The following is a 24,757-nucleotide window of genomic DNA, read 5'->3' as shown; positions in this document are numbered from 1 at the left end:
CATGACCGAGGCACCCGTTGTCAGGCTCATAGAGGCGGGCATCTTCGAGCGGCAGGTTGGCTTCCGCTTCCCCTTCCGATTCGGGGCGGCGCGCGTCGAGAGCGCGCCGCAGGCCTTCGTTCGGGTGAGGATCGTGGATGACAGCGGCCACGAGGCCGCCGGCTGGTCGGCCGAGATGATGATGCCGAAGTGGTTCGACAAGAATCCGACTCTTTCGCCGGACGACAACGTTGCTCAGCTTCGCGCGTCGCTGCATCTGGCGATCGAAAGCTTGCGGGCAGCTGGCGCACAGACGCCCTTCGGCCTGCACGCCGCCGTCGAGGCCGATCATCATCGAGCGGCTGCGGGCGAGGGACTACCGCCGCTGGTGGCGTCATACGGTCTGGCGCTCGTCGATCGTGCTATCATCGATGCCGCGTGCCGGATGAAGGGCGCAAGTGCGGTCGACGCCGTCCGGCACGATCTGCTCGGCATCACCAACGCCACCGCACCGGATCTTGCGGGCTTCGATCTCACAGGCTTTTTCTCACGGCTGGAGCCTTCGCCGCGGCTCGCGGTGCGCCATACGATCGGGCTCGCCGATGCGCTGACGGCCGCCGATCTCGCACCGGAGCAGCGGCTCAATGACGGCCTACCGCAGACGCTGGAAGAGGTGATTGCCGCCTACGGCCACCGCTATTTCAAGATCAAGGTTTCCGGACGCCCCACCGAGGACCTTGAGCGCCTGATAGCCATCGCCGCGGTGCTCGATCGCATGGTTGACGGCTATCGGGCGACGCTCGACGGCAACGAACAGTTCGAAAGCGCCGACGCGGCGGCCGACCTTCTCGATCGCCTCCAGAAGGAGCCGCGCCTTTCCAGGCTGCGCCGATCCCTTCTCTTCTTCGAGCAGCCGATCGCGCGCGCCGAGGCGCTCTCGAAATCGGTCGCGGGGCTCGCGCAGCGCATGCCGCTCGAAATCGACGAGTCCGACGGCGACATCGGCGCGTTTCCGCGCGCCCGCGACCTTGGTTATGCCGGCATCTCCTCGAAATCCTGCAAGGGCTTCTATCGGGCTCTGATCAACCGCGCGCGCGTCGAGAAATGGAACCGCGAGGCAGACACTTCCCGGTATTTCATGTCCGCCGAGGATCTGACGACGCAATCAGGCTTGGCACTCCAGCAGGACCTCGTTCTGGCGGCGCTCGTCGGCGCGGGCCATGTCGAGCGCAACGGCCACCATTACGTCGACGGTATGGCGCAAGCGCCGGCGAGCGAGCAGGCGTCCTATTTGGCCGCCCATGGCGATCTTTACGACGGGGCGTCCGGCCGGGTGCGGCTCGCCATCAAGGGCGGCGAACTCGCTTTTGGAACGGCCTTGAGAGCAATCGGCCTCGGTTTGTCGGTCGAGCCGGACTGGGCGTCGATGACGGCGAGCTCATGAACAGCGGGAGGAGAACATCATGCAGGTCGAGGGCCTTTCCATCAATCTGGCGACGATCCGCGAACAGTGCGGCTTTGCCGAGGCCGTGGATCTGTGTCTGAAGCACGGGATCACGGCGATCGCTCCCTGGCGAGATCAGGTGGCGGCGGTCGGGCTCGATGAGGCAGTCCGCATCGTCAAATCCAACGGGCTGAAGCTCACCGGCCTCTGCCGCGGCGGCTTCTTCCCGGCAGCGGACGCGGCGGGCCGCGACAAGGCCATCGACGACAACAGACGCGCGATCGACGAGGCGGCCGCGCTCGGCGCCGATTGCCTGGTTCTGGTCGTCGGCGGTCTGCCGGGAGGCTCGAAGAATATCGATGCGGCCCGCCGGATGGTCGAGGACGGCATCGCCACGGTGCTGCGGCATGCGCGCGCCGCCGGCGTGCCGCTTGCGATCGAGCCGCTACATCCGATGTATGCCGCCGACCGGGCCTGCGTGAACACGCTCGGCCAGGCGCTCGACATGTGCGAGGCGCTCGGCGCCGGCGTCGGCGTTGCGATCGACGTCTACCACGTCTGGTGGGATCCCGATCTCGCCAACCAGATCGCGCGTGCGGGCGAAATGAAGGCGATCCTCGCACACCACATCTGCGACTGGCTGGTCCCGACCAGGGACATGCTGACGGATCGCGGCATGATGGGCGACGGCGTCATCGATTTGAAGGGGATCAGGCGTCGGATCGAGGCGGCCGGCTTTCATGGGGCGCAGGAGGTCGAGATCTTCTCGGCCGAGAACTGGTGGAAGCGGCCGGCCGAGGAGGTGATCGCCACCTGCGTTGAACGTTATCGTAGCTGCTGCTGAGGTGAATTTTCTCGAACATGCTTCTTACAAGTTGGCAGCAAAACCGGCCGGAAACGCCTTGACGTCCGCGGAATTCAGCCACTAGCATGTATATTGAATTTACATGTTGTACTAACCACTGCCGCCGGTCTCGCGGCTTCACTCCAGACAGGATTGCGTGAGGAAGATGGATAACAAACGTCGTTTTGCGCTGGTCGGTACCGGCAACCGCGGCACCACGATGTGGGGCAAGGACTTGCTCGCCGGTTGGCGCGGCCAGGTGGATCTCGTCGCCATTGCCGACACGAATGCGCTCAGAGCCGAACGCGCCCGCACGATGATTGCAACCAATGCGCCGATCTACGGCAATGTCGATGCGATGCTTGCCGAAGCGCGCCCCGATCTGGTGATTGTCTGTACCCCCGACGACACGCATGACGACATCGTCGTCCGTGCACTGGAGGCTGGCGCCGATGTCATCACCGAAAAGCCGATGTCGACGACCGTCGAGAAGATCCGCCGCATTCTGGACGCCGAGAAGCGCACGGGCCGGCGGGTGGACGTCTCGTTCAACTACCGCTTCGCGCCGACCGCGGCCCGCATCAAGGAACTGCTGAATTCCGGCGAGATCGGCCGTGTTACCTCCGTCGACTTTCATTGGTATCTCGATACCGAACACGGCGCCGACTATTTCCGTCGTTGGCATGCTTATACGGAACGGTCGGGCAGCCTCTTCGTGCACAAGGCGACCCACCATTTCGACCTGTTGAACTGGTATCTCGACAGCGACCCGGATGCCGTCACGGCGTTTGCCGACCTGCAGATGTACGGGCGCAAGGGTCCGTTCCGGGGCCCGCGCTGCAAGCTCTGTCCGCATAAGAATGAATGCGATTTCTATCTGGATCTCGAAGCCGACCCGTTCCTCGACGCGCTCTATGAGGACCCCTCCGAGATCGACGGCTACTTCCGCGACGGTTGCGTCTTCCGCGAGGACATCGACATTCCCGATACGATGGTCGCGAACATACGCTACCGCAACAATGTCCACGTCTCCTATTCACTGAACACCTTCCAGCCGATCGAGGGCCACCACATCGCCTTCAACGGTACGAAGGGCAGGATCGAGCTTCGTCAGTACGAGGACCAGCCATGGGAAACGCCAGCGGAAGACGTGATCCTGCTTGTCCGCAACTTCCCGAAAGGCCGCCCCGGAGTTGAGCGCATCGTCGTGCCGCATTCCTCCGGCGGACATTATGGCGGCGACGATCGGCTGCGGAACATGCTTTTCAAGCCTGACGCGAGCGACCCGTTGGGGCAGCGGGCAGGCGCACGCGCCGGTGCGATGTCGGTCCTGTGCGGTATCGCCGCACTCCAAAGCTCGCGCACGGGCAAGCTGGTCCGGCTTGCCGATCTGATGCCGGAGCTCTTCGAGGACGAGTTCGGCTCCGCTCCGCGATCCGCGACGCAAATCTCCGCCTCGGCCGGTCGGCAATGAGTTTCGGTCGGCCTCTCTCGTAGCCGCAAGGCCAGCCCGAACTCCCGCCCTCGCGCTCTGCAGGACCCTCCATCCACGGCCGCATCCATGCATTTGACGCATGGGTGCGCTGACATATGAGCGCTGCAATCCCCCGAGGTGACGCACTATATGTCTCGCATCGAAGCAAACGAGGCGCCACGGACTGGCTGCCAGGCTTCGAAAGCCCATGAAAGGGGGATCAAAAAATGAACGTAGCACGATCTTTTAACAACTGGCGCAAGTACCGTCAGACGGTCGCCGAATTGGGCCGCATGTCGACCCGCGAACTCAGCGATCTCGGCATTGATCGCGCCGATATCCATCGCGTCGCCCGCGCCGCTGTCGGCCGCTAAAGGCTCGATCGACGGGCACGCCCCGTCAGAATTGATGTAGCTGTCCAAGCGCCTGCACCTCCCAGCGGGCGCTTTTTCTTTGCGCCGAGTTGGGGACCGGCTGCTCGCTGTTGACTTATCGAAAGCCTGCGCTCAGTGGGGCCAAGCGGAGCCTGATGGCGCCTGCAAGAGTTTGTCCGTGCTTCAATACAACGAGGCCGTCGGCCTCGTTCGGCATGTTATGAGCGTTAGGCAGATGCGTCATCGGCTCGAAACAGAAGAAGTCCGCATCCGTACCCGGCGAATAGATCATAAAGCACTCGAACGCCCCCTCGGTTTCAAGCCTTAACGCAAGCTGGCGTTCGGGCCATTCGATCACGGCCTCTCCGTCCCAGCCGTCATAGGCATTGTTAATCCAGCAAGCGGGGAGCGTATTGCCCTCGGTGAAATCGAGCGTGCGGGGAATCGGGCCGGGAGCGTCCGGCAGGTGTCCGGCCCTTTCGCCCCAGAAGCGTTTTGCACTCGCCCGGAGCCGTGTCCCGGCCGTGCGCGGAAAAAAGGGGTGATGCCCCAATCCAAAGGGTAACGGGCGAGCCGACATGTTCTTGACTGTCAGAGAGAGAGTGAGCGTACTGCCATCCACCCGCACTTCCTGCACGGTCTCATAGACATAGGGGCTTCCCGCCCGCTCAGTGTGCACATAGGAAAGTGTCGCTTGTTCTCCGCTGTGCGACTTCAGCTGCCATTCGCTGAGCCATCCATCCCCATGCAGGCAGAATGGATCGCCGGATGTATTCGGTTCGAGGAAGAAGTGCTCCCCATCGAAGGTGAAGCTATTGCCTTCGATCCTGTTGCCGTAGGGTACGAGCGGGAAGCTCGCCTCGGCGCCGAACGTTTGCGTCGCGATCCCGCCGGTTGCGGTTGGCTTCAGGAACGGGATGCCACGCCAGGTGGCGGCGAGGAGCGAGCCGCCGAAACGGCTCAGCTCGACCGAGAGCTCGTCGTTCCCGAGATGCAGGACATCGTCTGGCATTGCCCGGTCAGACGCGCTGTCTGCCCGCGGCCGAGCGCAGATTGTCGAGGAGGACCGCCAACAGCAGGATCAGGCCCCGCACCACATATTGATAGAAAGCCTGGATGTTGAGCAGGTTCATCACGTTCTCGGCGATGCCCATGATCAGAACGCCGACGATGACGCCGGTCATCGCCGCGCGGCCACCGGCCAGCGAAACGCCGCCGAGCACGCAGGCCGAGATGACCGAGAGCTCAAGTCCCGTCGCGGCATTGGGCTGGCCGGAGGTGATGCGCGAAGCGAGCAGCACGCCTGCGACGGCGCAGACGATGCCCTGCAGCGCGAAGATCCAGATGCGCATGCGGGCAACGTCGACGCCGGCGAGGCGCGAAGCCTCCGGATTGCCGCCGATCGCCAGCGTGTTCTTGCCGAAGACGGTCCTGTTCAGCACGAAGCCGAAGACGATGAAGAACAGGCCCATCACCCAGATCGGTGTAGGGATTCCGAGGAAACGCGACAGCGCGAGCTGGTAGAAGGACGGATCGTTGATGCCGACGGCGCGGCCGTCCGAAGCGATCAGCGCGAAGCCGCGGACGATCTGCATGGTGGCAAGCGTGGTGATCAGCGCATTGATGCGGAAGCGGGCGATGACGACGCCGTTGACCGTGCCGACAAAGCCGCCGCACAGGACGGCCGCCAGCAGCCCGAGCAGGATGGAGCCCGTGGCGTTCGAGGCCATGACCGCAACCATGCCGGAAAACGCCACCGTCGAGCCGACGGAAAGGTCGAAATCGCGTGAGGCGAGGCAGAACATCATGGTGCAGGCAATGATGCCGATGGTAACGACGGACTGCAGCAGGCCGAGCATGTTGCGTTCGCTGAGGAAATTCGGAACCGTCAACGACACGATGACGAAGGCGACCGCGAAGATGACGACGAGGCCCTGCTCGCCGAGAAGGATTTTTTTCAAATGGGTCATCGTCACTGTACCTGTGTGAGGGGAAGGTCTTTGCTGTTCTTGATGTCGGGAAGGGCCGCCGCGAGGATCCGCCGCTCATCGAATTCTGCGCGCGGCATGTCGGCCGCGAGACGTCCCTCGCACATCACGATGATGCGATCCGCGATGCCCATAACCTCTGGCAGTTCGCTGGAGATGACGACGATCGCCATGCCCTGTTCGGCAAGCCCGTAGAGCATTTCGTAGATCTCGGATTTCGCGCCGACGTCGATGCCGCGCGTCGGCTCGTCGACGATGAGAACTTTGATGCCTTCTTCCGACAGCCAGCGACCGAGAATGACCTTCTGCTGGTTGCCGCCGGAGAGGTTGACGATGTCCTGACGGCGGGACGGCGTTCGTACGCGAAGCTTGGCGATGAACTTGTCGGCGAGCTCGCTTTCCTTCTTCGGGTTGATGATGCCGAGGCGAGAAAAGTGGCGGCGCGAGGAGATCGTCATGTTCTCCTCGATCGACCGGCCTTGGACGATGCCATCGAACTTGCGGTCCTCCGGGCAGAGAACGATACCGGCGCGGATCGACTTGGGCGGGCTGTCTGCCGGCACCGTCGCACCGTCGACCGACACGCTGCCCTGGGAACGTGCATCGGCTCCATAGACGAGCCGCGCCATCTCGCTTCGGCCGGCACCAATCAGGCCGAAGAAGCCGACGATCTCGCCGCGCCTGACGGAGAAGCTCAACGGGACCTTCAGTTTTGGTCCCGCAATGCTTTCGACCCGCAGCCGCTCGGCGCCGAAGGCGCGTCCGCGCCAGCCCCAGATGTTTGCGATTTCACGCCCGACCATTTCGGAAATGATCTGGTCGCGCGTCACCTTGGAAATCTCCGGATGATGTGCGGCGAGCTTGCCGTCGCGCAGCACCGTGAGGCTGTCGCAAAGCCGGAAGATCTCGTCGAGGCGATGCGAGACGTAGAGAATGACGGTGCCGTTCACGCGCAGGCGATCAATGAGGGCAAAGAGGATTTCGCTCTCGCGGGAGGACAGCGACGAGGTCGGCTCGTCGAGAGCGATGACGCGCGCATCGAGCATCACCGCCTTGGCGATCTCGACCATCTGGCGCTCGCCGATCGAAAGCGACGCGACCTTGGCGGTTGGGTCGACTTCGATGCCGATTTCCGCCAGTTTTTGGGAGACGACGCCGATGAGTTGCCGCCGGTCGATTACGCCGCCCTTGCCGGGGAAATGGCCGAGCCAAAGGTTTTCGGCGACCGTCAGCTCCGGCACGAGCTGCAGTTCCTGGTGAATGACGATGACGCCCGCATGGAAGGCGTCGCGCACGGAGCGGTAGTGCTGCACTTCGCCGTTGATCCGGATCTCGCCCTCGTCGGCCGACTGATCGCCGGACAGAACGCGGATCAGCGTCGACTTGCCAGCGCCGTTCTCGCCCATGAGCCCGTGGACAGCGCCTTTGCGGACGGCAAAGGAGACATCCGACAGCGCCTGGACGCCGGGGTAACCTTTGGAAATGGATCGGAATTCGAGGAAGTCCTGCATGCGCTGCTCCGAAGCGAGGTGCCCGGCGGTACGAGTGTTACCGCCGGGCTCGTTGATGCCGTCAGTGACGGTTACTCGATGCCGAGTTCCTTGCGGACGGCTTCGTAGTTGTCGCGAAGCGCCAGCTGGCCGGCGGTCAGGATCAGCTTTTCAGGTTCCTTCTCGTTGGCAATCCACTCGTACATGTTGAGCGCGGTTTCGTAGCCGTGACGCTTCGGCGAGATGATGACGGTGCCGAAGAAGCCGGTGGCGGCGGGTTTCTTGAATTCGTTGATCGCCGACTCCGCGCCGCCGATGCCGACACCGATCATGCTTTCGGCTGGAATGCCCACGGATTCCGTTGCGCGCACGGCGCCGAGAACTGCTTCGTCATTGAGGCCGACGGCGACCCATTTCTTGATGCCGGCGTTCTTGTTGAGCACGATCGTCGAGGCGTTGAGGGCAGCTTCCGTATCGGTCTTGGCCTGCGGTGCGTCGAAGATGTTGGCTTCCGGGAAGCCGTTGGCCTTGAGAACGGAAAGGGCGCCTTCGACGCGGTCGACGGCGGTCGGCAACTGGTCGTAGGAGACGCGGATCGCGCCGACCTCCTTCACGTCCCAGCCGCGCTTCTTGATCTCATCGACGATCGCCTGGCCCACGGCCTCGCCGATCTTGGTGGCCGAGATCCCCATGTGCGGAACGTCTTCGATCGGGCTGCCGTCGGCGTTGACCAGGCGGTCGTCGACGGTCATCAGCTTGAGATCGTTGGCGGCAGCCTTTGCGACGATGCCCGGACCGAGCTTGACGTCGGGCGTGCAGACGATGAAGCCTTGCGCGCCCTGGGCCCCGAGATTGTCGATGGCCGACTGGACCTTCTCGCCGTCTTCGGCGCCGATCTTGACCAGCGTGAAGCCTTTTTCTTTGGCGGCGGCGTCCGCGAATTTCCATTCGTCCTGGAACCACGGCTCTTCAGGCTGCTTGACGATGAAGCCGATCTTGACGTCGGCGGCGAATGCCGAAGTGGCCGTGAGTACGGCAACGGTACCAGCCAGAATGGCTGCCTTGATGAAGCGCATGATGTCTCTCCCTGGTGAACTGCCTCCAGCAGTTGGCATTTGTGTATGATGAATCATCATATTCGTCAATTGCCTTTGTATGATGAATGCGATAGTGATGTATAATAATGAAGCGCGCGCTTCTCGCTGTCGCCAGCCTCGGCGATCTGCGCTAAGGAGCTTCGACTTGATCAGCGTGAGGATGGCGATGGCAGCGGGAGGGCAAGGGCACCAGGGTATTGCGGCGGAACGGCTTCAGCGCCGTCCGCGCGTTCAGAAAAACATTACGCGTGCCATTGCCTCCGATATCTGCGCTGAGGTCTTTCCGGTCGGCACGTTCCTGCCTCGCGAAAACGATCTCTGCGAGCGTTATGGCGTCAGCCGCACTGTGATCCGAGAATCGCTGAAGATTCTCGAATCCAAGGGCCTGGTGCGCGGCCGCTCCCGCGTTGGTACGGTCGTCTGCAGCAAGGAAGAGTGGAACATCCTCGATTCGCAGGTTCTGGAATGGATCGGCGAGCGCATCTTCGAATTCGATCTGCTGAACTGCATTCTGGAAGCGCGTCGGGCGATCGAGCCGGCGGCGGCGGAATTCGCCGCCGAGCGCGCAACCGTTCAGGAAATCGCCGATCTCGAACGCGCCTGGCAGGGCATGCGCGACGGCGAGCGCGACCTCGCTGGCTTCACCGATGCCGACGTCGCCTTTCATACCTGCCTCCTCAAGGCAAGCCACAACCAGGTTTTCCTGCAACTGGTCGGCATCATCCAGGCGGCGCTCAAGTTCTCTCTGCACGCTTCGAACGAAGCCGCCGAACGCCGCGATGAGGCCATCGACATCCATGGCGAACTGGTGGAGGCATTGCGCATGCGCGACAAGGCGGCGGCGCGCGAATGCTCGATGCGCATGCTGGATCTTGCGGCCCGCGACCTCGCGGCGGCCGTCAAACGGCACCGGCCTGCAGGCGCCGGTCTCCTTAACAACTCATAGAGCGGGCAGCCCGCCCGTTTCTCTTCCCCCAATGGACATCACGTCATGAAGATTACCAAGCTCACCACCTATATCGTTCCGCCGCGCTGGCTGTTTCTCAAGATCGAAACCGACGAGGGCGTCACCGGCTGGGGCGAGCCAGTGGTCGAAGGCCGTGCACTGACAGTCGAGGCGGCCGTGCACGAGCTCGCTGATTACCTCGTCGGCAAGGATCCGTTCCTGATCGAAGACCACTGGAACGTGATGTATCGCGGCGGCTTCTATCGCGGCGGCGCCTTGCACATGAGTGCTCTTGCCGGCATCGACCAGGCGCTTTGGGACATCAAGGGCAAGGCTCTCGGCCAGCCGGTTCACCAGTTGCTCGGCGGCCAATGCCGCGACAAGATCAAGGTCTATTCCTGGATCGGCGGCGACCGGCCGAGCGACGTTGCGCGCAATGCCAAGGACGTCGTCGCCCGCGGCTTCAAGGCGATCAAGCTCAACGGCTGCGAAGAACTGCAGATCGTCGACAGCAACGAGAAGATCGACAAGGCCGTCTCGACCATCGGCACCATCCGCGACGCGATCGGCCCGCATGTCGGCATCGGCGTCGACTTCCATGGCCGTGTGCATCGGCCGATGGCCAAGGTGCTCGCCAAGGAACTCGAGCAATTCAAGCTGATGTTCATCGAGGAGCCGGTACTGTCGGAAAACCGTGAGGCGCTGAAGGAGATCGCCAACCATTGCTCGACGCCGATTGCGCTGGGCGAACGCCTCTATTCCCGCTGGGATTTCAAGTCGGTCCTTGCCGACGGCTATGTCGACATCATCCAGCCCGATCTCTCCCATGCGGGCGGCATTACCGAGTGCCGCAAGATCGCGGCGATGGCGGAGGCCTATGACGTGGCGCTCGCGCCGCATTGCCCGCTTGGTCCGATCGCGCTCGCGGCCTGCCTTCAGGTCGATGCCGTCAGCTATAACGCCTTCATCCAGGAGCAGAGCCTCGGCATCCACTACAATGCGGCCAACGACATTCTCGATTACATCTCCAACAAGGAGGTGTTCCGCTACGAGGATGGTTTCGTGTCCATCCCGCAAGGGCCCGGGTTGGGCGTCGAGGTCGACGAGGCCTACGTCATCGAGCGTGCGCGGGAAGGCCATCGCTGGCGCAACCCGATCTGGCGCCACGAGGATGGCAGCGTCGCCGAATGGTGACGCGGGAATAGAGGAGGAGGATCATGGGAAACAGGCTCAACGGCAAGCGCATCGTCATAACGGGCGCGGCCCAGGGTATCGGCCTTGCCATGGCCGAGCTATTCCATGGCGAAGGGGCCAGCCTCTTTCTGATCGACCGCGATGGGCCGCTGCTTGAAAGGGAAGCAAGGCGGCTTCGGGAAGCAGGCGGCCGGGTTTCCTCGGCGATCGCCGATATCACCGATGCCGGGGCAATCGCTGCGGCCTTTGCCATCGCGGCGGAGACCATTGGGCGCCCGAACGCGCTGGTCAACAATGCTGGCATCAACGTCTTCGCGGAGCCGCTGGCGACGAGCGGTGCGGAATGGCAGCGCTGCTGCGACGTGAACCTCAAGGGCGCCTGGAACTGCTGCAAGGCGGCACTTCCGAGCATGATCGAGGCGGGCGATGGGGTGATCCTCAACATCGCCTCGACGCATGCCTTCACGATCATTCCGCACACCTTCCCCTATCCCGTTGCCAAGCACGCGCTCATCGGCATGACGAAGTCGCTCGGGATCGAATATGCATCGAAGGGAATTCGCGTGAACGCGCTCGCTCCGGGCTACGTGCTGACCCAGAAGGTGATCGAATACTGGAACAGCTTCCCCGACCCGAAAGCGGCCGAAGCGGAAACGATGAAGCTGCATCCGGGCGGGCGTATCGCGACGGTTGATGAGATTGCCCGCGCCGCGCTGTTCATGATTTCCGACGAATGCACCTTCATGAATGCTGCCTGCCTGACGGTGGACGGCGGCCTCAGCGTGCTGCATCACCCCGCCTGATTGGGCTTTCTCTGCGTTGCCGCTACCGATCTCAGTCCAGCAGATTTACGCCCGCCTCCCTTGCCGCCGCGACAAAGGCAGCGCGGGCGACGTAGGACGGCCAATCGCGTTCGAGCACTGCCTGGCAGATATCGAGTGCGTGTTCATAGGCCTGGCCGCGGTTGACCGGCCAGTGCTTCGACAGCAGTTCCGCGGCCTGGCGGGTGTTGGAGACCATGTGCACGGCCGTCTCGTTAGGCATGCGGATCGGCACGCATTCACTCCAGGGGCCGGTATCCATCACTGCCTTCCTCCCGCCCTTGACCGGCCAGGATCGTCAGAAAAGCCTCTCGCGAGGCACAGACGAAGGCGGCGCGTGCTTCGCTAGGGCTTTTCCGGCGCTTGACCGCCGCTTCGCAGGCGCGCATCGCATAGCTGTAATAGGCGCCGCCTCGAACAGGCCATTCGCTCTGCAGACACTTCATCGCGTCAAGCGGACCGATGACCGTGCGGCACCGGCCGTCCAGCATGGTCAGACTGACCGGCGCGCTCCAGGGAATTTCGTACATTGCTTTCCTTTCCTGTCCCCGACCGGGGTCATCGGCGCGGGATAAGGGAACGAGCGAAAGGGATATCCGCACATCCTGCGTCCTGTATCAGGTTGAATGCCTTCGGACCGGCTGGGTGCCGAGGCATGCCTAACGACTTTGCCTTTGCGGCATCATGCTTACCAGAGATCGAATCCGATTTTTGCGGGCCGATGCTCTTGTGCCTCGGAGCGACAGGCTTCCGGACATGCGAATGTGTTACTGGCTCCGGATGGAAATGTGCGCCTCTTCGGCAGCCTTGATAAACGCCCTGCGAGCCTTCTCGGTCTTGACCTTGCCCTCAAGCACCTGCAAGCAGACGCGTTTTGCAGCGGCAAGGGCGCGCCCGTCCTGATGGGGCCACCGCAGCATCAGGCATTCGACCGCCTCGCGCGTGCTCTTCACATCGCGATATTTGCCTGCGTCGTCGAGTTCCACCTGGACACTCTTGTCCCACCAGAAACTGTGCATGGCGCGTTGCCTCACAGGTTGTTTTTGCTGGAAATTAAACCCGCCGGAACCAACTTTGGTTCCATCCGAAAACGCCGGCGCCGCGCGAATATTATCGCGTCTGTCTACGCCCGATTCCGACCGCAAGGTGGCGTCTCGGCTGCCGCTTACCCCTTGACGAGGCGTGTCGCGCTGCTAAGTAAAAAAGCGGTCCCGCCTTTTAGACATCGAACCGCGGGATGAACATTGGTGCCGGGCCCCTCTGGCGAGAGTTTTACGGCGCTCTCGTGATGTCGGTACCGCCAGCAAATCACGCCGGCGGATTAGCTACCATGAAAACTGATCTCATGCCCAACGCATGTGCCTGTTCGGCTGTGCGCTTTTTCGTTACAGGAAATATCTCGTCCACAATCGCCGAGGCACGTCGTGCCGGGGAGGGTCGTCGATGATCCAGCCCCGTTCGCAAACGAGCGCCCTCGGTTATTTCAAATGGGCCTTCATCGTTACGGCCCTCGGTCTGCTGCTTGGCGTCTGGCTCGGCTGGCAGTCGACCGGTACGTTCAGCGGCACGATGACCGTCTTCTTCATCTGTGCGGTGCTCGCTGTCCTCGAAATCTCGCTCTCCTTCGACAACGCCATCGTCAACGCCAACAAGCTCAAGGATATGACACCGGCCTGGCAGCACCGGTTTCTGACCTGGGGTATCATCATCGCCGTTTTTGGCATGCGCATCGTCTTTCCGCTGCTGATCGTCGTCATCGCGGCCAATATCGGGCCGATCGACGCGGTGATCCTCGCGGCGGTTCGCCCCGAAGAATACGCCCGCATCATGAACGATGCGCATCTGCCGATCGCCGCCTTCGGCGGAACCTTCCTGATGATGGTTGGCCTCAACTACTTCTTCGACCAGGAGAAGGATGTGCACTGGATCGCCTGGCTGGAACGCAAGATGGCGCGATTCGCGACCATCAAGGGCATCGAGATCGCCCTGGTCCTGAGCGTCATCCTCGCTTTCTCGACCCTGCTCGAAGCCCAGTACGTGCACACTTTCGTCTACGCCAGCATTTATGGGCTGCTCACCTTCCTGGTCGTGGAGGTCGCGGGCGGCCTGCTTGATGCTTCGCAACAGACGATGAGCGCGGCGGCGAAGGGCGGTTTCGGTGCGTTCCTCTACCTGGAAGTGCTCGATGCCAGCTTTTCGTTCGACGGCGTCATCGGCGCCTTCGCCTTGACGCAGAACCTGTTCATCATCGCGATCGGCCTGGGCATTGGCGCCATGTATGTCCGCTCGATGACGGTCATGCTGGTCGAGAAGGGCACGCTCAACGAATATCGCTACCTCGAGCACGGCGCCTTCTATGCGATCCTGATCCTTTCGGTGGTGATGTACTTCCAGACGCTGATCCACATTCCCGAAGTCGTCACAGGCCTTGGGGGTGCGGGACTCATCGGTCTCTCGCTCTGGTCATCGATCCGCCACAATCGGCGGGAGGAGCATGAAGAGGAGCCGAACGCACGGTTTCGGGTCGAAGTCTAAGAGCGGGGCCCGAGAGACGGAATCATTGTCGAGAGATGGCCCGGCGGGATCCCGCCGGGCCATTTTTGCTTTGGCGTGATATAATGTGAATAAGCAATATCTAAAGCATTGATCTGGGTCAATGTGACTTACTGCGATGCGGCTAGGTTGAACTCCGAAGTCAACGGGAGGTTCTCATGTTCCGCAACATTCTCATCCCCACCGATGGTTCGCCGCTCGCCACAGTGGCTTTGGACGCCGGCATTGCCTTTGCAAAGGAAGCTGGGGCAAGAATCACGGTGTTGACCGTGATGGAGCCATTCCACCTCTTTTCGACCGACGCCGAACAGCTCGCCAGCACGAAGGAGGAATATGAGGCATTCTCCCGTCAGCATGCCGGGGAAATACTTGCCGACGCCGCAGCCAGGTCTGAGCGTGCCGGCGTGCCGTGCGGGACGGATCAGGCCCGTAGCCACGAGGTCTATCGCGCGATCATCAAGAAATCGGAGGATATCGGCGCCGATCTCATCATCATGGCATCGCACGGCCGTGGCGGTGTCGGCGCCCTGATCATCGGTAGCGTCGCCGCAAAGGTGCTGACGCATTCGACGATCCCCGTGCTGATCTACAGGAAGAAATAGCGAGCAGAGCCTTAAGGCGATACGATTTCTCCACAGCTCCGGCGGTTTTTGGCCCGGCGTCTCCCGACGCCGGGCTTTTCTTTGGCCGTTGCCGGAAAAGCGTCAAAGTTTCGCGTGATGGCGTGGGTGCCAGGTGGGGCGGCTGCGCAGCATGCATCCGTTCGACCTACTGCATGTTTCCTTATCGTAGCGGATTTAAGGGTGAAAACATGCAGCAATTCAAAGTGCTACAGCGTCCTTTGCCTGAGAAGACATGCGGCGCTGTAGGCCGGCAGTCATGAAACGACAGGGGATGTCCTTGAACGTCAGTCCGAACGATCTTGCGCTTGTTGCGGTGATGCGGCGCTATTTCCTGGTGAAAGATGAAGTCAACGACCTGAAGGGCCGCCTGGAGGCCGCGCGCAGGGAGGTCGCCGAGGAAATCAGCCGGTTCTACGACCCGCGCGTGAATGTCGCCCATGCCGAAGACATTCTGGCGTGGCATCATCTCAGAAGGGAGATGGATGAATTGATGAGCGTTGCCGCGACCTGGGGCAGGGGCGGCAACATCGAGGCCCATCAGCTTGCGTTGGAAGCGGCCGCGGTCGACACCCGTTTTCCGGACACCCGGCCGTCATTGGACTGAGGTCGCGAGCAATTATTCTATCGGTTCAAGGCAGACCGGACGTCCTCGATCACGGGGAGCGCTGCAATCAGCATCAAGGGCGCGGCGAGGAAGAGCGCCGCAGAAACGCCCAGATTGTTGAAGAGAAGGGCGCCGCAAACCCCGCCAACCAGGAAAAGCCCGATCAAGGATGTGAGAAGGCGCAACTTCCGGCGATCGGCGCGGACATGCAGCCGGGAGCTCCTGGCGCTGTCGCGGTTCCAGTAGATCAGCTTTCCAAGCTCGATGCCCGCGTCGGTCACCAGGCCGGTCACATGCGTGGTGCGGATTCTGGCGCCGGAGAGCTTCGTGATGATGGCGTTCTGCAGCCCCATGATGAAGCAGAGAAGCATGACCGTGGTCGATACGGCGAGACTTTCGCGCACGTGGAAAAATATCCCGCTCGCAGCGAAGCAGATGAGCAGAAGCGCCTCGAACAGCAGTGGAAGCGCATATTCCGCCTGCAGTTCCAGGCGTCGGCCCCAGTTGATGAGGATGGCGGACGTGGCGGCGCCGGCAACGAACGAGAAGAGCGCGGCAAGGCCGGCCAGAACCAGTGCGATATTCCCGAGGACGATGTTGTCGGCGATCGCGGAAACGATGCCCGACATATGCGACGTATATTGATGCACCGCCATGAAGCCACCGGCATTGGCAGCGCCGGCGACGAATGTCAGATAGAAGGCCAGATGGCGATCGGTCGCCTCATTGCGTTCTTTCGCAGTCAGATTCCGGAGATAGTGCTTCATGACGGGCCGCAAAGTATCGGATTGGCGGACGAAAAGTGCGATTCATCCGATAGCACAGGATCGCTGCCGCTGTCCGTTCGATCTTGCATTTGCTATGTTGTAGTCGCAGGCGCTCTTGCGCGGCAAGGATGTGCCGCGGTGGCCCGGTGGTTAGCCGTCGAGAGATTGAAGAGGCCGGAAGAGTCTCTATGGAGGGCGTGGCGTGAAATGCATGGGGCGCGCCGCTGGCGACGCCAGCTTGTACCCGCCAAAACCAAAGAACGGCCGCCAGGCGGCTTGAATGACATGCTTATGGTTGGGACGCAGTGGCGCGGTCAAGCGCTCCGGTCCGACAAAAGTCAATATTTAAGCTTTCGAAGGGATCATTGTTTCCCGGGGAACAACTCTACATTGCTGCCTCTGAAAACATCGGTTAGCAGAGTTCAAGCGGCCCGACGAGCCGATGCGGAGATTTCAGTCAGTGCCTAAATCAAAAGCAATATCAAATCGCAAGAACGGCGATCCTGCGCAGGCGCTGCGCGACTGTCGCGCAGCCTTCATCGGTGTCGGCGTCGCCAGCGCGCTCGTCAATATTCTCTATCTCACCGGTTCGTTCTTCATGCTCGAAGTCTATGACCGGGTGCTGCCGAGCCGAAGCATTCCTTCGCTGATCGCACTCTCATTCCTGGCGCTGCTGCTCTACAGCTTCCAGGGTGCATTCGAGCTGATCCGCGGGCGCATGCTGGTGCGCATCGCCGGCGCCCTCGACGAGACGATGAGCGGGCGCATCTACCGGGCGCTCGTCAAGGCGCCCTTGAAGCTGAGGGTTCACGGAGATGGCCTGCAGGCGCTGCGTGATTTCGATCAGGTGCGGTCGTTCCTGTCGGGTGCCGGTCCGGCCGCTCTTTTCGACCTGCCCTGGCTGCCTTTCTACATTGCCATCTGCTTTCTCTTCCATCCCGTCATCGGGCTGATCGCGATCGGCGGCGGGCTGATCCTGACGCTACTGACCTATCTCACCAATCGTGGGACGCAGGCGCCGGCGAAGAAGGCGTCGGAGGCGGGCGGCATGCGCAATGCCTTCGCCCAGGCGTCGCAGCGCAATGCCGAGGTCGTTCAGGCGATGGGCATGTCGGGGCGGTTGACCGACCTCTGGGAACGGCGCAACGAGGAATTCCGGCTGGAGAACCGCCGCACGTCCGACATCGGCAACGGATATGGCGCGGTGTCGAAGGTTTTCCGCATGGCGCTGCAGTCGGGTGTGCTGGCAGCGGGCGCGGTTCTGGTGATCAAGGGTCAGGCCTCGCCGGGCATTATCATCGCCGGCTCCATCCTCACCGCCCGCGCGCTTGCGCCCGTGGAACTCGCTATCGGCAACTGGCGCGGCCTTGTCGGTGCGCGGCAGAGCTGGCAGCGGCTGAAGGAACTGCTCAGGGCGCTGCCGGAGGCCGAGGCGCCGCTGGCATTGCCGACCCCGCGCGACCGACTGAGCGTCGAGGGACTGGCGAGCGGGCCGCCGGCGGCGCAGCGTCTGATCTTCACCGACATCAGCTTCACCGTCCGCGCCGGCAGCGCGCTCGGCGTCATCGGCCCGAGCGCGTCGGGCAAGTCGTCGCTCGCCCGTGCCATCCTTGGCCTCTGGCCCGCCTATCGCGGTTCCGTGCGTCTTGACGGGGCAGCTCTCGACCAATGGGACAGCGATGCGCTCGGCAGGCACATCGGCTATCTGCCGCAGGACGTGGAGCTTTTCGAGGGAACGGTTGCGCAGAATATCTGCCGTTTTGCCGAAGACGCCACGCCCGAGGCGATCGTCGCGGCCGCCACGGCGGCGCGCGTCAATGATCTGATCCTTCGCCTTCCGAACGGCTACGAAACCGAGATCGGGGAGGGCGGCACGGCGCTTTCGGCCGGACAGCGCCAACGCATAGCGCTCGCCAGGGCGCTCTACGGCGACCCCTTCCTCGTCGTGCTCGACGAGCCCAATTCCAACCTCGACGCCGAAGGCGAGCAGGCGCTGAGCGAAGCGATCATGAATGTTCGCGCCCGCGGCGGCATCGTCGTCGTCGTCGCGCATCGGCCGAGCGCGCTTGCGAGTGCCGACCTCGTCCTGATGATGCAGGAGGGACGCATGCAGGCCTTCGGCCCGAGGGACGAGGTGCTGGGCAAGGTGCTGCGCAAGGAACGCGTGCAGCAGACAGAGCGGCCGGCGCCGCTGAAGATTGTCGGTGACGGCCAGGAGGCGGCGCAATGAGCGATAGCAACAAACAGATGCCGAGTGCCCGCCGCTCGCTCGGACGCCATATGGTCGCCGTCTCCACGCTGGCTGTGGCCCTTGTCGCCGGTGTCGGCGGTTGGGCGGCGACGACGGAATTGTCGAGTGCAGTCGTTGCCGGCGGCGTCGTCGTCGTCGACGACAACGTCAAGAAGGTCCAGCACCTCACCGGCGGTATCGTTGGCGAACTGCTGGTCCGCGAGGGTGACCGGGTCGAGGCGGGGCAGGTGCTGATCCGTCTCGACGGCACCACGGTTCGCGCCAATCTGGCGATTGTCGAAAGCACGCTGGCGCAACTCTATGCCCGTAGCGCCCGACTTCAGGCGGAGCGGATCGGGGCGACTTCCTTCGAGATCGATGAGGATCTCGTCGAGCTGGTCTCCGGTGCGGCGGCAACAAAGCTCGTCGATAGTGAGCAAAAGCTCTTTGCCAGCCGCCGGTCGGCTCTCACCGGCATGAAAGGTCAGCTCGCTTCCCGAAAGGCGCAGTTGGCCGACGAGATCGAAGGGCTGACGGTGCAATTGAAGGCGATCGAAGATGCGCTCAAGCTGATCGCGGAGGAACTGACCGGCGTCGACTCGCTCTACGGCCAGGGGCTCGTGCCGATGCAGCGTGTGACGACGCTGAAGCGCCAGCGTGCCGAGCTCGAGGGCGACCGCGGGCAGCGCATCGCCGCCCGTGCCCAGGCGCGCGGCAAGTCGAGCGAGATCGACCTGCAGATCCTCCAGCTCGACGAGGACCGGCGGACGGAAATTTCCAAGGAGCTGACGGATGTGGAGGCGAAAATCGCCGAGTACGAGGAGCGCCGCACCGCCGCCTCCGACCAGTTGCGCCGGCTCGATATCACGGCACCGCTTTCGGGCCGCGTCTATCAGCTCGCCATCCACACGGTAAACGGTGTGATCAATGCCGGGGAGACACTGATGCTCGTCGTGCCTGAAGCCGACGACCTGACGGTGGAGGCCCGGGTTGCCACCCACGACATCGACCAGATCCATGTCGGCCAGCCGGTTGAAATCCGCTTCAGCGCCTTTAATCAACGCACGACCCCCGAGGTCGAAGCGGAGGTGGCAACAATCGCCCCGGACCTCGTGATCGACGAACGCACCGGCGCCACCTACTATCCGTTGCGCATCCGGCCGAAGCAGGAAAGCCTCGCAAAGCTCAAGGGACTGTCGCTCTATCCCGGCATGCCCGCGGAGGTTTTCATCAAGATTGCCGACCGCACGGTGATCTCCTACCTGACGAAGCCGCTCACGGACCAGATGCGGCACGCCTTCCGCGAGGACTAGTCTCGTCGGCCGTGTCTGTGCCGTCCAGGTGAAGAGCAAAGCCGTTTGCATCTGGACCGGCCAGACCGGGGCGGAGCTGAAGGGTCGGGATCACATAGTCTCCGCCGTTCTGCCGCCGATAGGGAATGGGCGGAGTCGAGCCAAGCGTCCGCATCCTCTCGCGCAGGCGCTCGGCCACGACATGGAAGCCGGCCTCGTCGAGGCGATCGACCCTGTAAGCGACGAACGGCGGAAGCACATCGTAGCCCGGATAAAAGAGAATCCCGTGATTGATCGGGAATAAGAGGTCGTCGATCGGTCCGTTAATCCCGCGCGCGGAGTAATGCTCCTCCCAGCCACCGGTTGTCACGAGCAACATCGCGCGTTTACCCGCAAGGGTTCCCTCTCCGAAGCGCTTACCCCAATACTTGTCGCTGTGCTCGCCGACGCCATACGCGAAGCCATATGCGTATACCCGATCCACCCAGCCTTTGAGGATCGCCGGCATAGCGTACCACCACAGTGGAAACTGCAGGATCAGGACGTCTGCCCATAGGAGCTTCTCGTGCTCGGCCTTGACGTCTTCGGTCAGAGTGTTGGTGGCGAATGCTTCGCCCGAGGCCCTTGCCACTTTCAACCGGGCGCCCGGAGCCAGCGATCGAAAATCGGCATGGTCGATCTCGGTTTTCCAGCGAGCAGCATAAAGATCCGACATTCGCACCTCGTGGCCTTGGGCTTCCAGTTCCTTGATGGCGACGTCGCGGAGCGCACCGTTGAGCGAGCGCGGTTCGGGATGGGCGAAGACGAGTAGGACTTTCATGAGATCGGCCTCCGATAGGGGAAATCGATCCTTAGGTAGCCAATGCGGTAATGATCCACTAGATGTGCATAACGGATAGGATTTTGCTGAATAATGGATAAATCGGACGTCACATTGGAACGTATGCGCACCTTCGTCCGGGTGGCCGAGCGCGGGAGCCTGTCGGCTGTTGCGCGAGAACTCGGAGTGGGGCAGTCAACGATCACGCGGCATATCAAAGAACTCGAAGATGCCGTCGGCGTGCCGCTGCTCAGCAGAACCACCCGACGCGTCACCCTGACCGATGAAGGCAGCCGCTATTACGCCAGCAGCGTTCAAGTCCTTCGTCTCGTAGAGCAGGCCGTGGACGAGGCACGCGGCACGCGTGGCGCGCCAGCCGGCACGATCCGTATATCCTGCACGGCGGCCCTTGGGGTCATGCACGTCAGCCGACTGATTTTCGCCTTCCAGGATCTCTATCCCGATATCGGGGTCGACCTCAGTCTCACCGACGATCGAATCGACCTTGTGCACGAAGGTGTCGATATTGCGCTTCGCCTGGGTCCGCTTGCTGACAGCTCCATGAAGCTCAGAGCGATCGGGGAGTGCCGGCGCCTGCTGGTGGCGGCGCCGGCTTATCTGGCTGCGCGGGGTGCGCCGATTGTTCCGCGGGACCTGACTGGCCATGAGGGCATCCGGATGTCGAATGTGGCGGGAAGCGACATCCTCATCTTGCAGGGGCCTGGCGGCGAACACCATGCGGTTCCTTTTGGGGGACGTTTTCGGGTCGATCACGGACTTGCCGCACGCGAGGCGCTTGCCGCCGGGCGAGGCATTGCGCCCGCGCATCGATGGCTGGTCGACGATCTCTTGGCGACCGGACGGCTCACGGCGATCTTGCCCGATTATTCGCTTCCGTCCGTTCCACTGAGCATGCTGATCGTTCCGGGACGCGCGAGCGTTACGCGGGTGCGGTTGCTGATCGACTTTCTCGCGGAGCAAATAGGCCTCATCCCGGGAGTTGAAAAACCCAGCCAAAGGGCCGTCGCCGGAGAGCCAGCCGAGACGGGCAGCGCTCGGCGGACTTAGAGCATTTCGCCGTTTCGACAAGACGGTGAAATGCTCTAACCCGGCGGCAGCGAAACGCCCGCCCCACATTCGCGGGACGGGCGCATCGTCGTGCCTCCTTGCTGGCGGAAAAGTCGCCTTAGAGGAAGGAGAAGTCGCTCGTCGAGAGTGACTTGACGTTCTGCAGGATCGCGACCAGCTCTAGGTCCGCCGTCGCGGCGTTGCCGTCGGCATCGTACCAGAGGCGGCCGTTGTCGCTTTCGAAAAGGAACGTGCCCTTGCCGCTTGTGGCGACCGGGTCCGTGCCGGTAACGAGCGTCACGGTCGTGTCGCCGGCGGCGATGCCGAAGGCGGCGCGATCGATGACAAGCTTGTCCTGGCCGCGGACGAAGTCGGTGATGACATCGCCTTCACCGTCGCGTCCTTCGCGATCGAAGACGAACCTGTCGTTGCCGGTGCCGCCGGTCAGCCAGTCGTCGCCTGCGCCGCCGATGAGCGTATCGTTGCCGTCACGGCCATCGAGGATGTCGTCGGCACCCTTGCCATAGAGCGTGTTGCTCGTCGCATCGCCGCGAATTTCGTCATCCGCCGCGCTGCCGATGATCGTCTCGAAATTCTTGACAGTGAGGCCGAGCGCCAGTCCCTTGTTCTTGGCCTGGGTTTGCAGGTCGAGAACGACGGATGTCTCGCCTTCCGCGAAGCTCAGCGTATCGATACCGACACCACCGTCGAAGAGATCCTTGCCGGAATGAGCGGTGCGGGTGAGGATGTCGTTTCCGGCGTCGCCGAAGAGCTGGTCGTCGCCGGCGCCGTCGCGCAGGCGATCGTTGCCATTGCCGCCCTTGAGGACATCGTTGCCCGCCATGCCGTCGAGGACGTCATTGAGCAAGCCGCCCGTAACCGTGTCCTTACCCTTGCTGCCGACATATTCGAGCGCTTCGAAGGCATTGAAGGATGTAGCGGTATCGACGTTAACCGTGCCGGTCGAGAAGTTGAAGGTGATGTCCTTCGTCTGCTCGGCGACGTTCAGGTTGAGCACGTCCGTTCCCGTGCCACCATCGGAGCGGTCTCCGATACCGGCATAGACCTTGTCGTTGCCATCCTCGGCGTAGATCACATCCCTGCCGCCGGTGGTGGTGGACGTGTCACCGTAGATGGTGTCGTTGCCCGTTCCACCGCGCATTGTATCGTTGCCGGCATCGCCGGAAAGGAAATCGTTGCCCGCCCCGGCGTTGAGACTGTCGTGGCCAGCGCCGCCGCGCAGATCGTCGTTGAGGCTGCCGCCGCCAAAGATGTCGTTGCCTGTTCCGCCGACGAGCGCAACCCGTTCGACGTTCCTCACCGTGACCGGGGCATTTGTCGCCGTTACCGATGGCGCAAGCTTGAAGGTGATACCCTGCGTGTACTTGCTGAAATTGATGGAGACGGAATCCGTGCCCGTCCCGCCATCGACCACCAGCGTGCCGGTCGAGGCCGTCCGCGTGAAGCTGTCGTCGCCGGTTCCGAGGTTGACCGTGTTGTAGCTGGCAGCACCCGTCGCGCTGTCGCCGACACTGACCAAGTCGTTGCCGTCCCCGGCATTGATCGAGTTTTTGCCGCCAAAATCGCGGATGACGTCGTTGCCAGCGCCCGAGTTGAGCGTGTCGCTTCCCTCTCCGCCATCGAGCGTGTCGCCGCCATTGGTGCCGATCAGCGTGTCGTTGCCGCCGTAACCGTAGAAGGCAACGCTCAGTGCGGAACCGACGGATTTCACCACGTCATTGCCGGAGCCGAATTCGACGCGATAACGCTCGAAGTTGTTGAGGCTTGTTCCGTCCGATAGCGTTGCGCTGGCACCGGTCGCGGAAAAGGTTTGGGCGGTTGTCAGCGATCGGCGGTCGACCGCAACGGAGTCGGTGCCGGTGCCGCCATCGCCCTTGTCTGCGCCACCGTCGCCCAGCGTCACGGCGTCGTTGCCGATGCCGCCATTGACGGTATCCCGGCCAATTCCGGCGAGAAGCGTGTCGTTACCGGCACCACCATCGACGAAGTCATCGCCGCCGGCGGCATCGACATAATCGTTGCCGCTCCCGGTCACGACCTTGTTGACCGTCGAACCGGTCGCGTAGATCGAGTAGTGCTCGATGCCCTTGAACGTCGTGCCGCCGGCAAGCGTATTGACCTCCGTCGAAGCCTTGGCGGTGAAGTTTCCGGTGAAGCTGCGAACGACCAGCCGGTCGCTGCCGCTTACGTCGGTGATCGTGTCCTTGCCCTGGCCGTAGGTGTAGCTCAGCGTGTCGTCGCCGGTGCCGCCTTCGAGCTTGTCGTCGCCGATGCCGCCATCGAGCGAGTCATTGCCGGCGTCGCCTGCCAGGCTATCGATACCCGCGCCGCCGGTCATGGCGTCACCGTCGTTGCCGCCGGAAAGCAGGTCGTTGCCGGCATCTCCCGAGAGCGAGTCCGCGCCGTCGCCGCCGTAGACCTTGTCGTCGCCGTCGCCGCCACTCAGGTAGTCGGTGCCGGCGTCGCCGTATACGTTATCGTTGCCGACTTCGCCGCTCAGGAAGTCGAAGCCGTAGCCGCCGATGAGCGTATCGTTGCCGTCTCCTCCCTGGAGCATATCATGACCGCGCCCGCCCGAGAGCCGGTCGTGTCCGAGTCCCCCCATCAGCATGTCGGAATAGTTGCCGCCGGTAATGACGTCATCGAAATTCGTTCCGGTGATGCTGAACGACTCGACATTCGTCGTCTGGATGCCTCCGGTTAGCGTTTGCGGTGCGATCCAGTCCTTGATCGCGATATTGAGCTTTGCTCCATGCTCCGAGTAGTCGATCATCACCATGTCGGTGCCGGAGCCGCCATCGACCACATCGCCGGAAATTTCGCTGAGTTCGAAAGCGGTTATTATGTCCCGACCGCTGCCGCCGTTGAGCTTGTCCTGTCCGGCGCCGCCGCTCAGCATGTCGCTTCCGCTATTGCCGTTTAGCGTGTCGTTGCCGTCGCCGCCCATGAGGCTGTCGTTCTGGAACGAGCCGCTGACGGTGTCGTTGCCCTCGTCGGCGTTCACCGTATCGCTGCCCATGCCGCCGTTGACGATGTCGTCGCCGGCAAGCGCCATGATGAAATCACTCTCAAGATCGCTGCCGGTCAAAATGTCCTTGCCGGCAGTTCCGAAGATATTCGCCATTTCT

General features: G+C 62.5%; 23 protein-coding genes. 13 read left to right on the top strand and 10 right to left on the bottom strand.

Going from position 1 to position 24,757, the window contains the following annotated elements; translation table 11 throughout:
- The first annotated feature begins 1 nt into the window (after position 1).
- The 4 genes from QN224_RS07725 (at position 2) to QN224_RS07710 (ending at position 4,115) form a co-directional block, all read left to right on the top strand.
- Complete coding sequence (locus tag QN224_RS07725) at positions 2–1,423, top strand: enolase C-terminal domain-like protein (RefSeq protein ID WP_283976177.1); 1,422 nt, start codon at positions 2–4, stop codon at positions 1,421–1,423.
- A gap of 19 nt (positions 1,424–1,442) precedes the next feature.
- The gene (locus QN224_RS07720) at positions 1,443–2,267 is read left to right on the top strand and encodes a sugar phosphate isomerase/epimerase family protein (protein ID WP_283976176.1); all 825 of its coding nucleotides are present in this window, start codon (positions 1,443–1,445) and stop codon (positions 2,265–2,267) included.
- A 166-nt stretch (positions 2,268–2,433) separates the two neighbouring features.
- Positions 2,434–3,741, top strand: coding sequence for a Gfo/Idh/MocA family oxidoreductase (locus tag QN224_RS07715; protein WP_283976175.1), 1,308 nt, complete (start codon positions 2,434–2,436; stop codon positions 3,739–3,741).
- A gap of 227 nt (positions 3,742–3,968) precedes the next feature.
- Complete coding sequence (locus tag QN224_RS07710; RefSeq protein ID WP_173511620.1) at positions 3,969–4,115, top strand: DUF1127 domain-containing protein; 147 nt, start codon at positions 3,969–3,971, stop codon at positions 4,113–4,115.
- 115 nt (positions 4,116–4,230) lie between these two features.
- Here QN224_RS07710 and QN224_RS07705 read toward each other — a convergent pair whose 3' ends face one another.
- The 4 genes from QN224_RS07705 to QN224_RS07690 form a co-directional block, all read right to left on the bottom strand.
- A complete protein-coding gene (locus QN224_RS07705) occupies positions 4,231–5,127 on the bottom strand; it encodes an aldose 1-epimerase (RefSeq protein WP_283976174.1) in 897 nt (298 codons plus the stop codon).
- 7 nt (positions 5,128–5,134) lie between these two features.
- Positions 5,135–6,085 carry an L-arabinose ABC transporter permease AraH gene (araH, locus tag QN224_RS07700; protein ID WP_283976173.1) on the bottom strand — a complete coding sequence of 317 codons (951 nt, stop codon included), beginning with the start codon at positions 6,083–6,085 and terminating at the stop codon, positions 5,135–5,137.
- Positions 6,086–6,087: 2 nt separating this feature from the next.
- Entirely contained in the window at positions 6,088–7,614 is a 1,527-nt protein-coding gene (gene araG, locus QN224_RS07695) for an L-arabinose ABC transporter ATP-binding protein AraG (protein ID WP_283976172.1), read from the bottom strand.
- 71 nt (positions 7,615–7,685) lie between these two features.
- Complete coding sequence (locus tag QN224_RS07690; RefSeq protein WP_283976171.1) at positions 7,686–8,669, bottom strand: arabinose ABC transporter substrate-binding protein; 984 nt, start codon at positions 8,667–8,669, stop codon at positions 7,686–7,688.
- 187 nt (positions 8,670–8,856) lie between these two features.
- On the opposite strand from QN224_RS07690, the gene QN224_RS07685 reads away from it, so the two are divergent.
- From QN224_RS07685 to QN224_RS07675, 3 genes are read left to right on the top strand one after another with little or no spacing between them, the layout of a single operon-like run.
- Positions 8,857–9,636, top strand: a complete 780-nt coding sequence (locus QN224_RS07685) for a FadR/GntR family transcriptional regulator (protein WP_283976898.1) — start codon at positions 8,857–8,859, stop codon at positions 9,634–9,636.
- A 45-nt stretch (positions 9,637–9,681) separates the two neighbouring features.
- Positions 9,682–10,830: a galactonate dehydratase gene (dgoD, locus tag QN224_RS07680; protein ID WP_283976170.1), complete on the top strand. Its 1,149-nt coding sequence runs from the start codon at positions 9,682–9,684 to the stop codon at positions 10,828–10,830.
- Positions 10,831–10,853: 23 nt separating this feature from the next.
- Positions 10,854–11,633: an SDR family oxidoreductase gene (locus QN224_RS07675; RefSeq protein ID WP_283976169.1), complete on the top strand. Its 780-nt coding sequence runs from the start codon at positions 10,854–10,856 to the stop codon at positions 11,631–11,633.
- 31 nt (positions 11,634–11,664) lie between these two features.
- Here the strand turns inward: QN224_RS07675 and QN224_RS07670 are convergent, their stop codons facing one another.
- The 3 genes from QN224_RS07670 to QN224_RS07660 all read right to left on the bottom strand — a co-directional run bounded on the left by QN224_RS07670 (position 11,665) and on the right by QN224_RS07660 (position 12,670).
- Entirely contained in the window at positions 11,665–11,913 is a 249-nt protein-coding gene (locus tag QN224_RS07670; protein ID WP_269286779.1) for a DUF982 domain-containing protein, read from the bottom strand.
- Entirely contained in the window at positions 11,891–12,181 is a 291-nt protein-coding gene (locus QN224_RS07665; protein ID WP_173511612.1) for a DUF982 domain-containing protein, read from the bottom strand. Before QN224_RS07665 ends, QN224_RS07670 begins: the two co-directional genes overlap by 23 nt.
- A gap of 237 nt (positions 12,182–12,418) precedes the next feature.
- Positions 12,419–12,670, bottom strand: coding sequence for a DUF982 domain-containing protein (locus QN224_RS07660; RefSeq protein ID WP_173511611.1), 252 nt, complete (start codon positions 12,668–12,670; stop codon positions 12,419–12,421).
- Positions 12,671–13,094: 424 nt separating this feature from the next.
- On the opposite strand from QN224_RS07660, the gene QN224_RS07655 reads away from it, so the two are divergent.
- From QN224_RS07655 to QN224_RS07645, 3 genes are all read left to right on the top strand, one after another.
- Complete coding sequence (locus QN224_RS07655) at positions 13,095–14,186, top strand: DUF475 domain-containing protein (RefSeq protein WP_283976168.1); 1,092 nt, start codon at positions 13,095–13,097, stop codon at positions 14,184–14,186.
- Positions 14,187–14,362: 176 nt separating this feature from the next.
- The gene (locus QN224_RS07650) at positions 14,363–14,806 is read left to right on the top strand and encodes a universal stress protein (protein ID WP_269286782.1); all 444 of its coding nucleotides are present in this window, start codon (positions 14,363–14,365) and stop codon (positions 14,804–14,806) included.
- Positions 14,807–15,098: 292 nt separating this feature from the next.
- Positions 15,099–15,431, top strand: coding sequence for a hypothetical protein (locus QN224_RS07645; protein WP_283976897.1), 333 nt, complete (start codon positions 15,099–15,101; stop codon positions 15,429–15,431).
- Between the two features lie 17 nt (positions 15,432–15,448).
- Here the strand turns inward: QN224_RS07645 and QN224_RS07640 are convergent, their stop codons facing one another.
- A complete protein-coding gene (locus QN224_RS07640) occupies positions 15,449–16,198 on the bottom strand; it encodes a YoaK family protein (protein ID WP_283976167.1) in 750 nt (249 codons plus the stop codon).
- Positions 16,199–16,658: 460 nt separating this feature from the next.
- On the opposite strand from QN224_RS07640, the gene QN224_RS07635 reads away from it, so the two are divergent.
- On the top strand, positions 16,659–18,428 hold the full coding sequence (locus tag QN224_RS07635) for a type I secretion system permease/ATPase (protein WP_283976166.1): 1,770 nt from the start codon (positions 16,659–16,661) through the stop codon (positions 18,426–18,428).
- Positions 18,425–19,741: an HlyD family type I secretion periplasmic adaptor subunit gene (locus QN224_RS07630; RefSeq protein ID WP_283976165.1), complete on the top strand. Its 1,317-nt coding sequence runs from the start codon at positions 18,425–18,427 to the stop codon at positions 19,739–19,741. The genes QN224_RS07635 and QN224_RS07630 overlap by 4 nt, the downstream gene beginning before the upstream one ends.
- Here the strand turns inward: QN224_RS07630 and QN224_RS07625 are convergent.
- Positions 19,704–20,540, bottom strand: coding sequence for an NAD(P)H-dependent oxidoreductase (locus QN224_RS07625; protein ID WP_283976164.1), 837 nt, complete (start codon positions 20,538–20,540; stop codon positions 19,704–19,706). The genes QN224_RS07630 and QN224_RS07625 overlap by 38 nt on opposite strands.
- A 93-nt stretch (positions 20,541–20,633) precedes the next feature.
- Here QN224_RS07625 and QN224_RS07620 point away from each other — a divergent pair, with 93 nt between their 5' ends.
- Positions 20,634–21,608 (top strand): LysR family transcriptional regulator, encoded by a 975-nt coding sequence (locus tag QN224_RS07620; RefSeq protein ID WP_283976163.1) that lies wholly within the window; start codon positions 20,634–20,636, stop codon positions 21,606–21,608.
- A 118-nt stretch (positions 21,609–21,726) separates the two neighbouring features.
- Here QN224_RS07620 and QN224_RS07615 read toward each other — a convergent pair whose 3' ends face one another.
- A complete protein-coding gene (locus QN224_RS07615; RefSeq protein ID WP_283976162.1) occupies positions 21,727–24,753 on the bottom strand; it encodes a calcium-binding protein in 3,027 nt (1,008 codons plus the stop codon).
- Positions 24,754–24,757 lie beyond the last annotated feature (4 nt).

Source organism: Sinorhizobium sp. 7-81, assembly GCF_030124405.1.
Classification (GTDB): Bacteria; Pseudomonadota; Alphaproteobacteria; order Rhizobiales; family Rhizobiaceae; genus Sinorhizobium; species Sinorhizobium psoraleae.
The sequence above is the reverse complement of the archived record's forward strand: the minus strand, read 5'-3'. Positions and strand labels throughout refer to the sequence as shown.

Excerpts from the sequence above, each read along its gene's own strand:
- QN224_RS07725 (WP_283976177.1), top strand. The coding sequence starts at position 2 with ATGACCGAGGCACCCGTTGTCAGGCTCATAGAGGCGGGCATCTTCGAG.
- QN224_RS07720 (WP_283976176.1), top strand. The coding sequence starts at position 1,443 with ATGCAGGTCGAGGGCCTTTCCATCAATCTGGCGACGATCCGCGAACAG.
- QN224_RS07715 (WP_283976175.1), top strand. The coding sequence starts at position 2,434 with ATGGATAACAAACGTCGTTTTGCGCTGGTCGGTACCGGCAACCGCGGC.
- QN224_RS07710 (WP_173511620.1), top strand. The coding sequence starts at position 3,969 with ATGAACGTAGCACGATCTTTTAACAACTGGCGCAAGTACCGTCAGACG.
- QN224_RS07705 (WP_283976174.1), bottom strand. The coding sequence starts at position 5,127 with ATGCCAGACGATGTCCTGCATCTCGGGAACGACGAGCTCTCGGTCGAG.
- araH (WP_283976173.1), bottom strand. The coding sequence starts at position 6,085 with ATGACCCATTTGAAAAAAATCCTTCTCGGCGAGCAGGGCCTCGTCGTC.
- araG (WP_283976172.1), bottom strand. The coding sequence starts at position 7,614 with ATGCAGGACTTCCTCGAATTCCGATCCATTTCCAAAGGTTACCCCGGC.
- QN224_RS07690 (WP_283976171.1), bottom strand. The coding sequence starts at position 8,669 with ATGCGCTTCATCAAGGCAGCCATTCTGGCTGGTACCGTTGCCGTACTC.
- QN224_RS07685 (WP_283976898.1), top strand. The coding sequence starts at position 8,857 with ATGGCAGCGGGAGGGCAAGGGCACCAGGGTATTGCGGCGGAACGGCTT.
- dgoD (WP_283976170.1), top strand. The coding sequence starts at position 9,682 with ATGAAGATTACCAAGCTCACCACCTATATCGTTCCGCCGCGCTGGCTG.
- QN224_RS07675 (WP_283976169.1), top strand. The coding sequence starts at position 10,854 with ATGGGAAACAGGCTCAACGGCAAGCGCATCGTCATAACGGGCGCGGCC.
- QN224_RS07670 (WP_269286779.1), bottom strand. The coding sequence starts at position 11,913 with ATGGATACCGGCCCCTGGAGTGAATGCGTGCCGATCCGCATGCCTAAC.
- QN224_RS07665 (WP_173511612.1), bottom strand. The coding sequence starts at position 12,181 with ATGTACGAAATTCCCTGGAGCGCGCCGGTCAGTCTGACCATGCTGGAC.
- QN224_RS07660 (WP_173511611.1), bottom strand. The coding sequence starts at position 12,670 with ATGCACAGTTTCTGGTGGGACAAGAGTGTCCAGGTGGAACTCGACGAC.
- QN224_RS07655 (WP_283976168.1), top strand. The coding sequence starts at position 13,095 with ATGATCCAGCCCCGTTCGCAAACGAGCGCCCTCGGTTATTTCAAATGG.
- QN224_RS07650 (WP_269286782.1), top strand. The coding sequence starts at position 14,363 with ATGTTCCGCAACATTCTCATCCCCACCGATGGTTCGCCGCTCGCCACA.
- QN224_RS07645 (WP_283976897.1), top strand. The coding sequence starts at position 15,099 with ATGTCCTTGAACGTCAGTCCGAACGATCTTGCGCTTGTTGCGGTGATG.
- QN224_RS07640 (WP_283976167.1), bottom strand. The coding sequence starts at position 16,198 with ATGAAGCACTATCTCCGGAATCTGACTGCGAAAGAACGCAATGAGGCG.
- QN224_RS07630 (WP_283976165.1), top strand. The coding sequence starts at position 18,425 with ATGAGCGATAGCAACAAACAGATGCCGAGTGCCCGCCGCTCGCTCGGA.
- QN224_RS07625 (WP_283976164.1), bottom strand. The coding sequence starts at position 20,540 with ATGAAAGTCCTACTCGTCTTCGCCCATCCCGAACCGCGCTCGCTCAAC.
- QN224_RS07620 (WP_283976163.1), top strand. The coding sequence starts at position 20,634 with ATGGATAAATCGGACGTCACATTGGAACGTATGCGCACCTTCGTCCGG.
- QN224_RS07615 (WP_283976162.1), bottom strand. The coding sequence starts at position 24,753 with ATGGCGAATATCTTCGGAACTGCCGGCAAGGACATTTTGACCGGCAGC.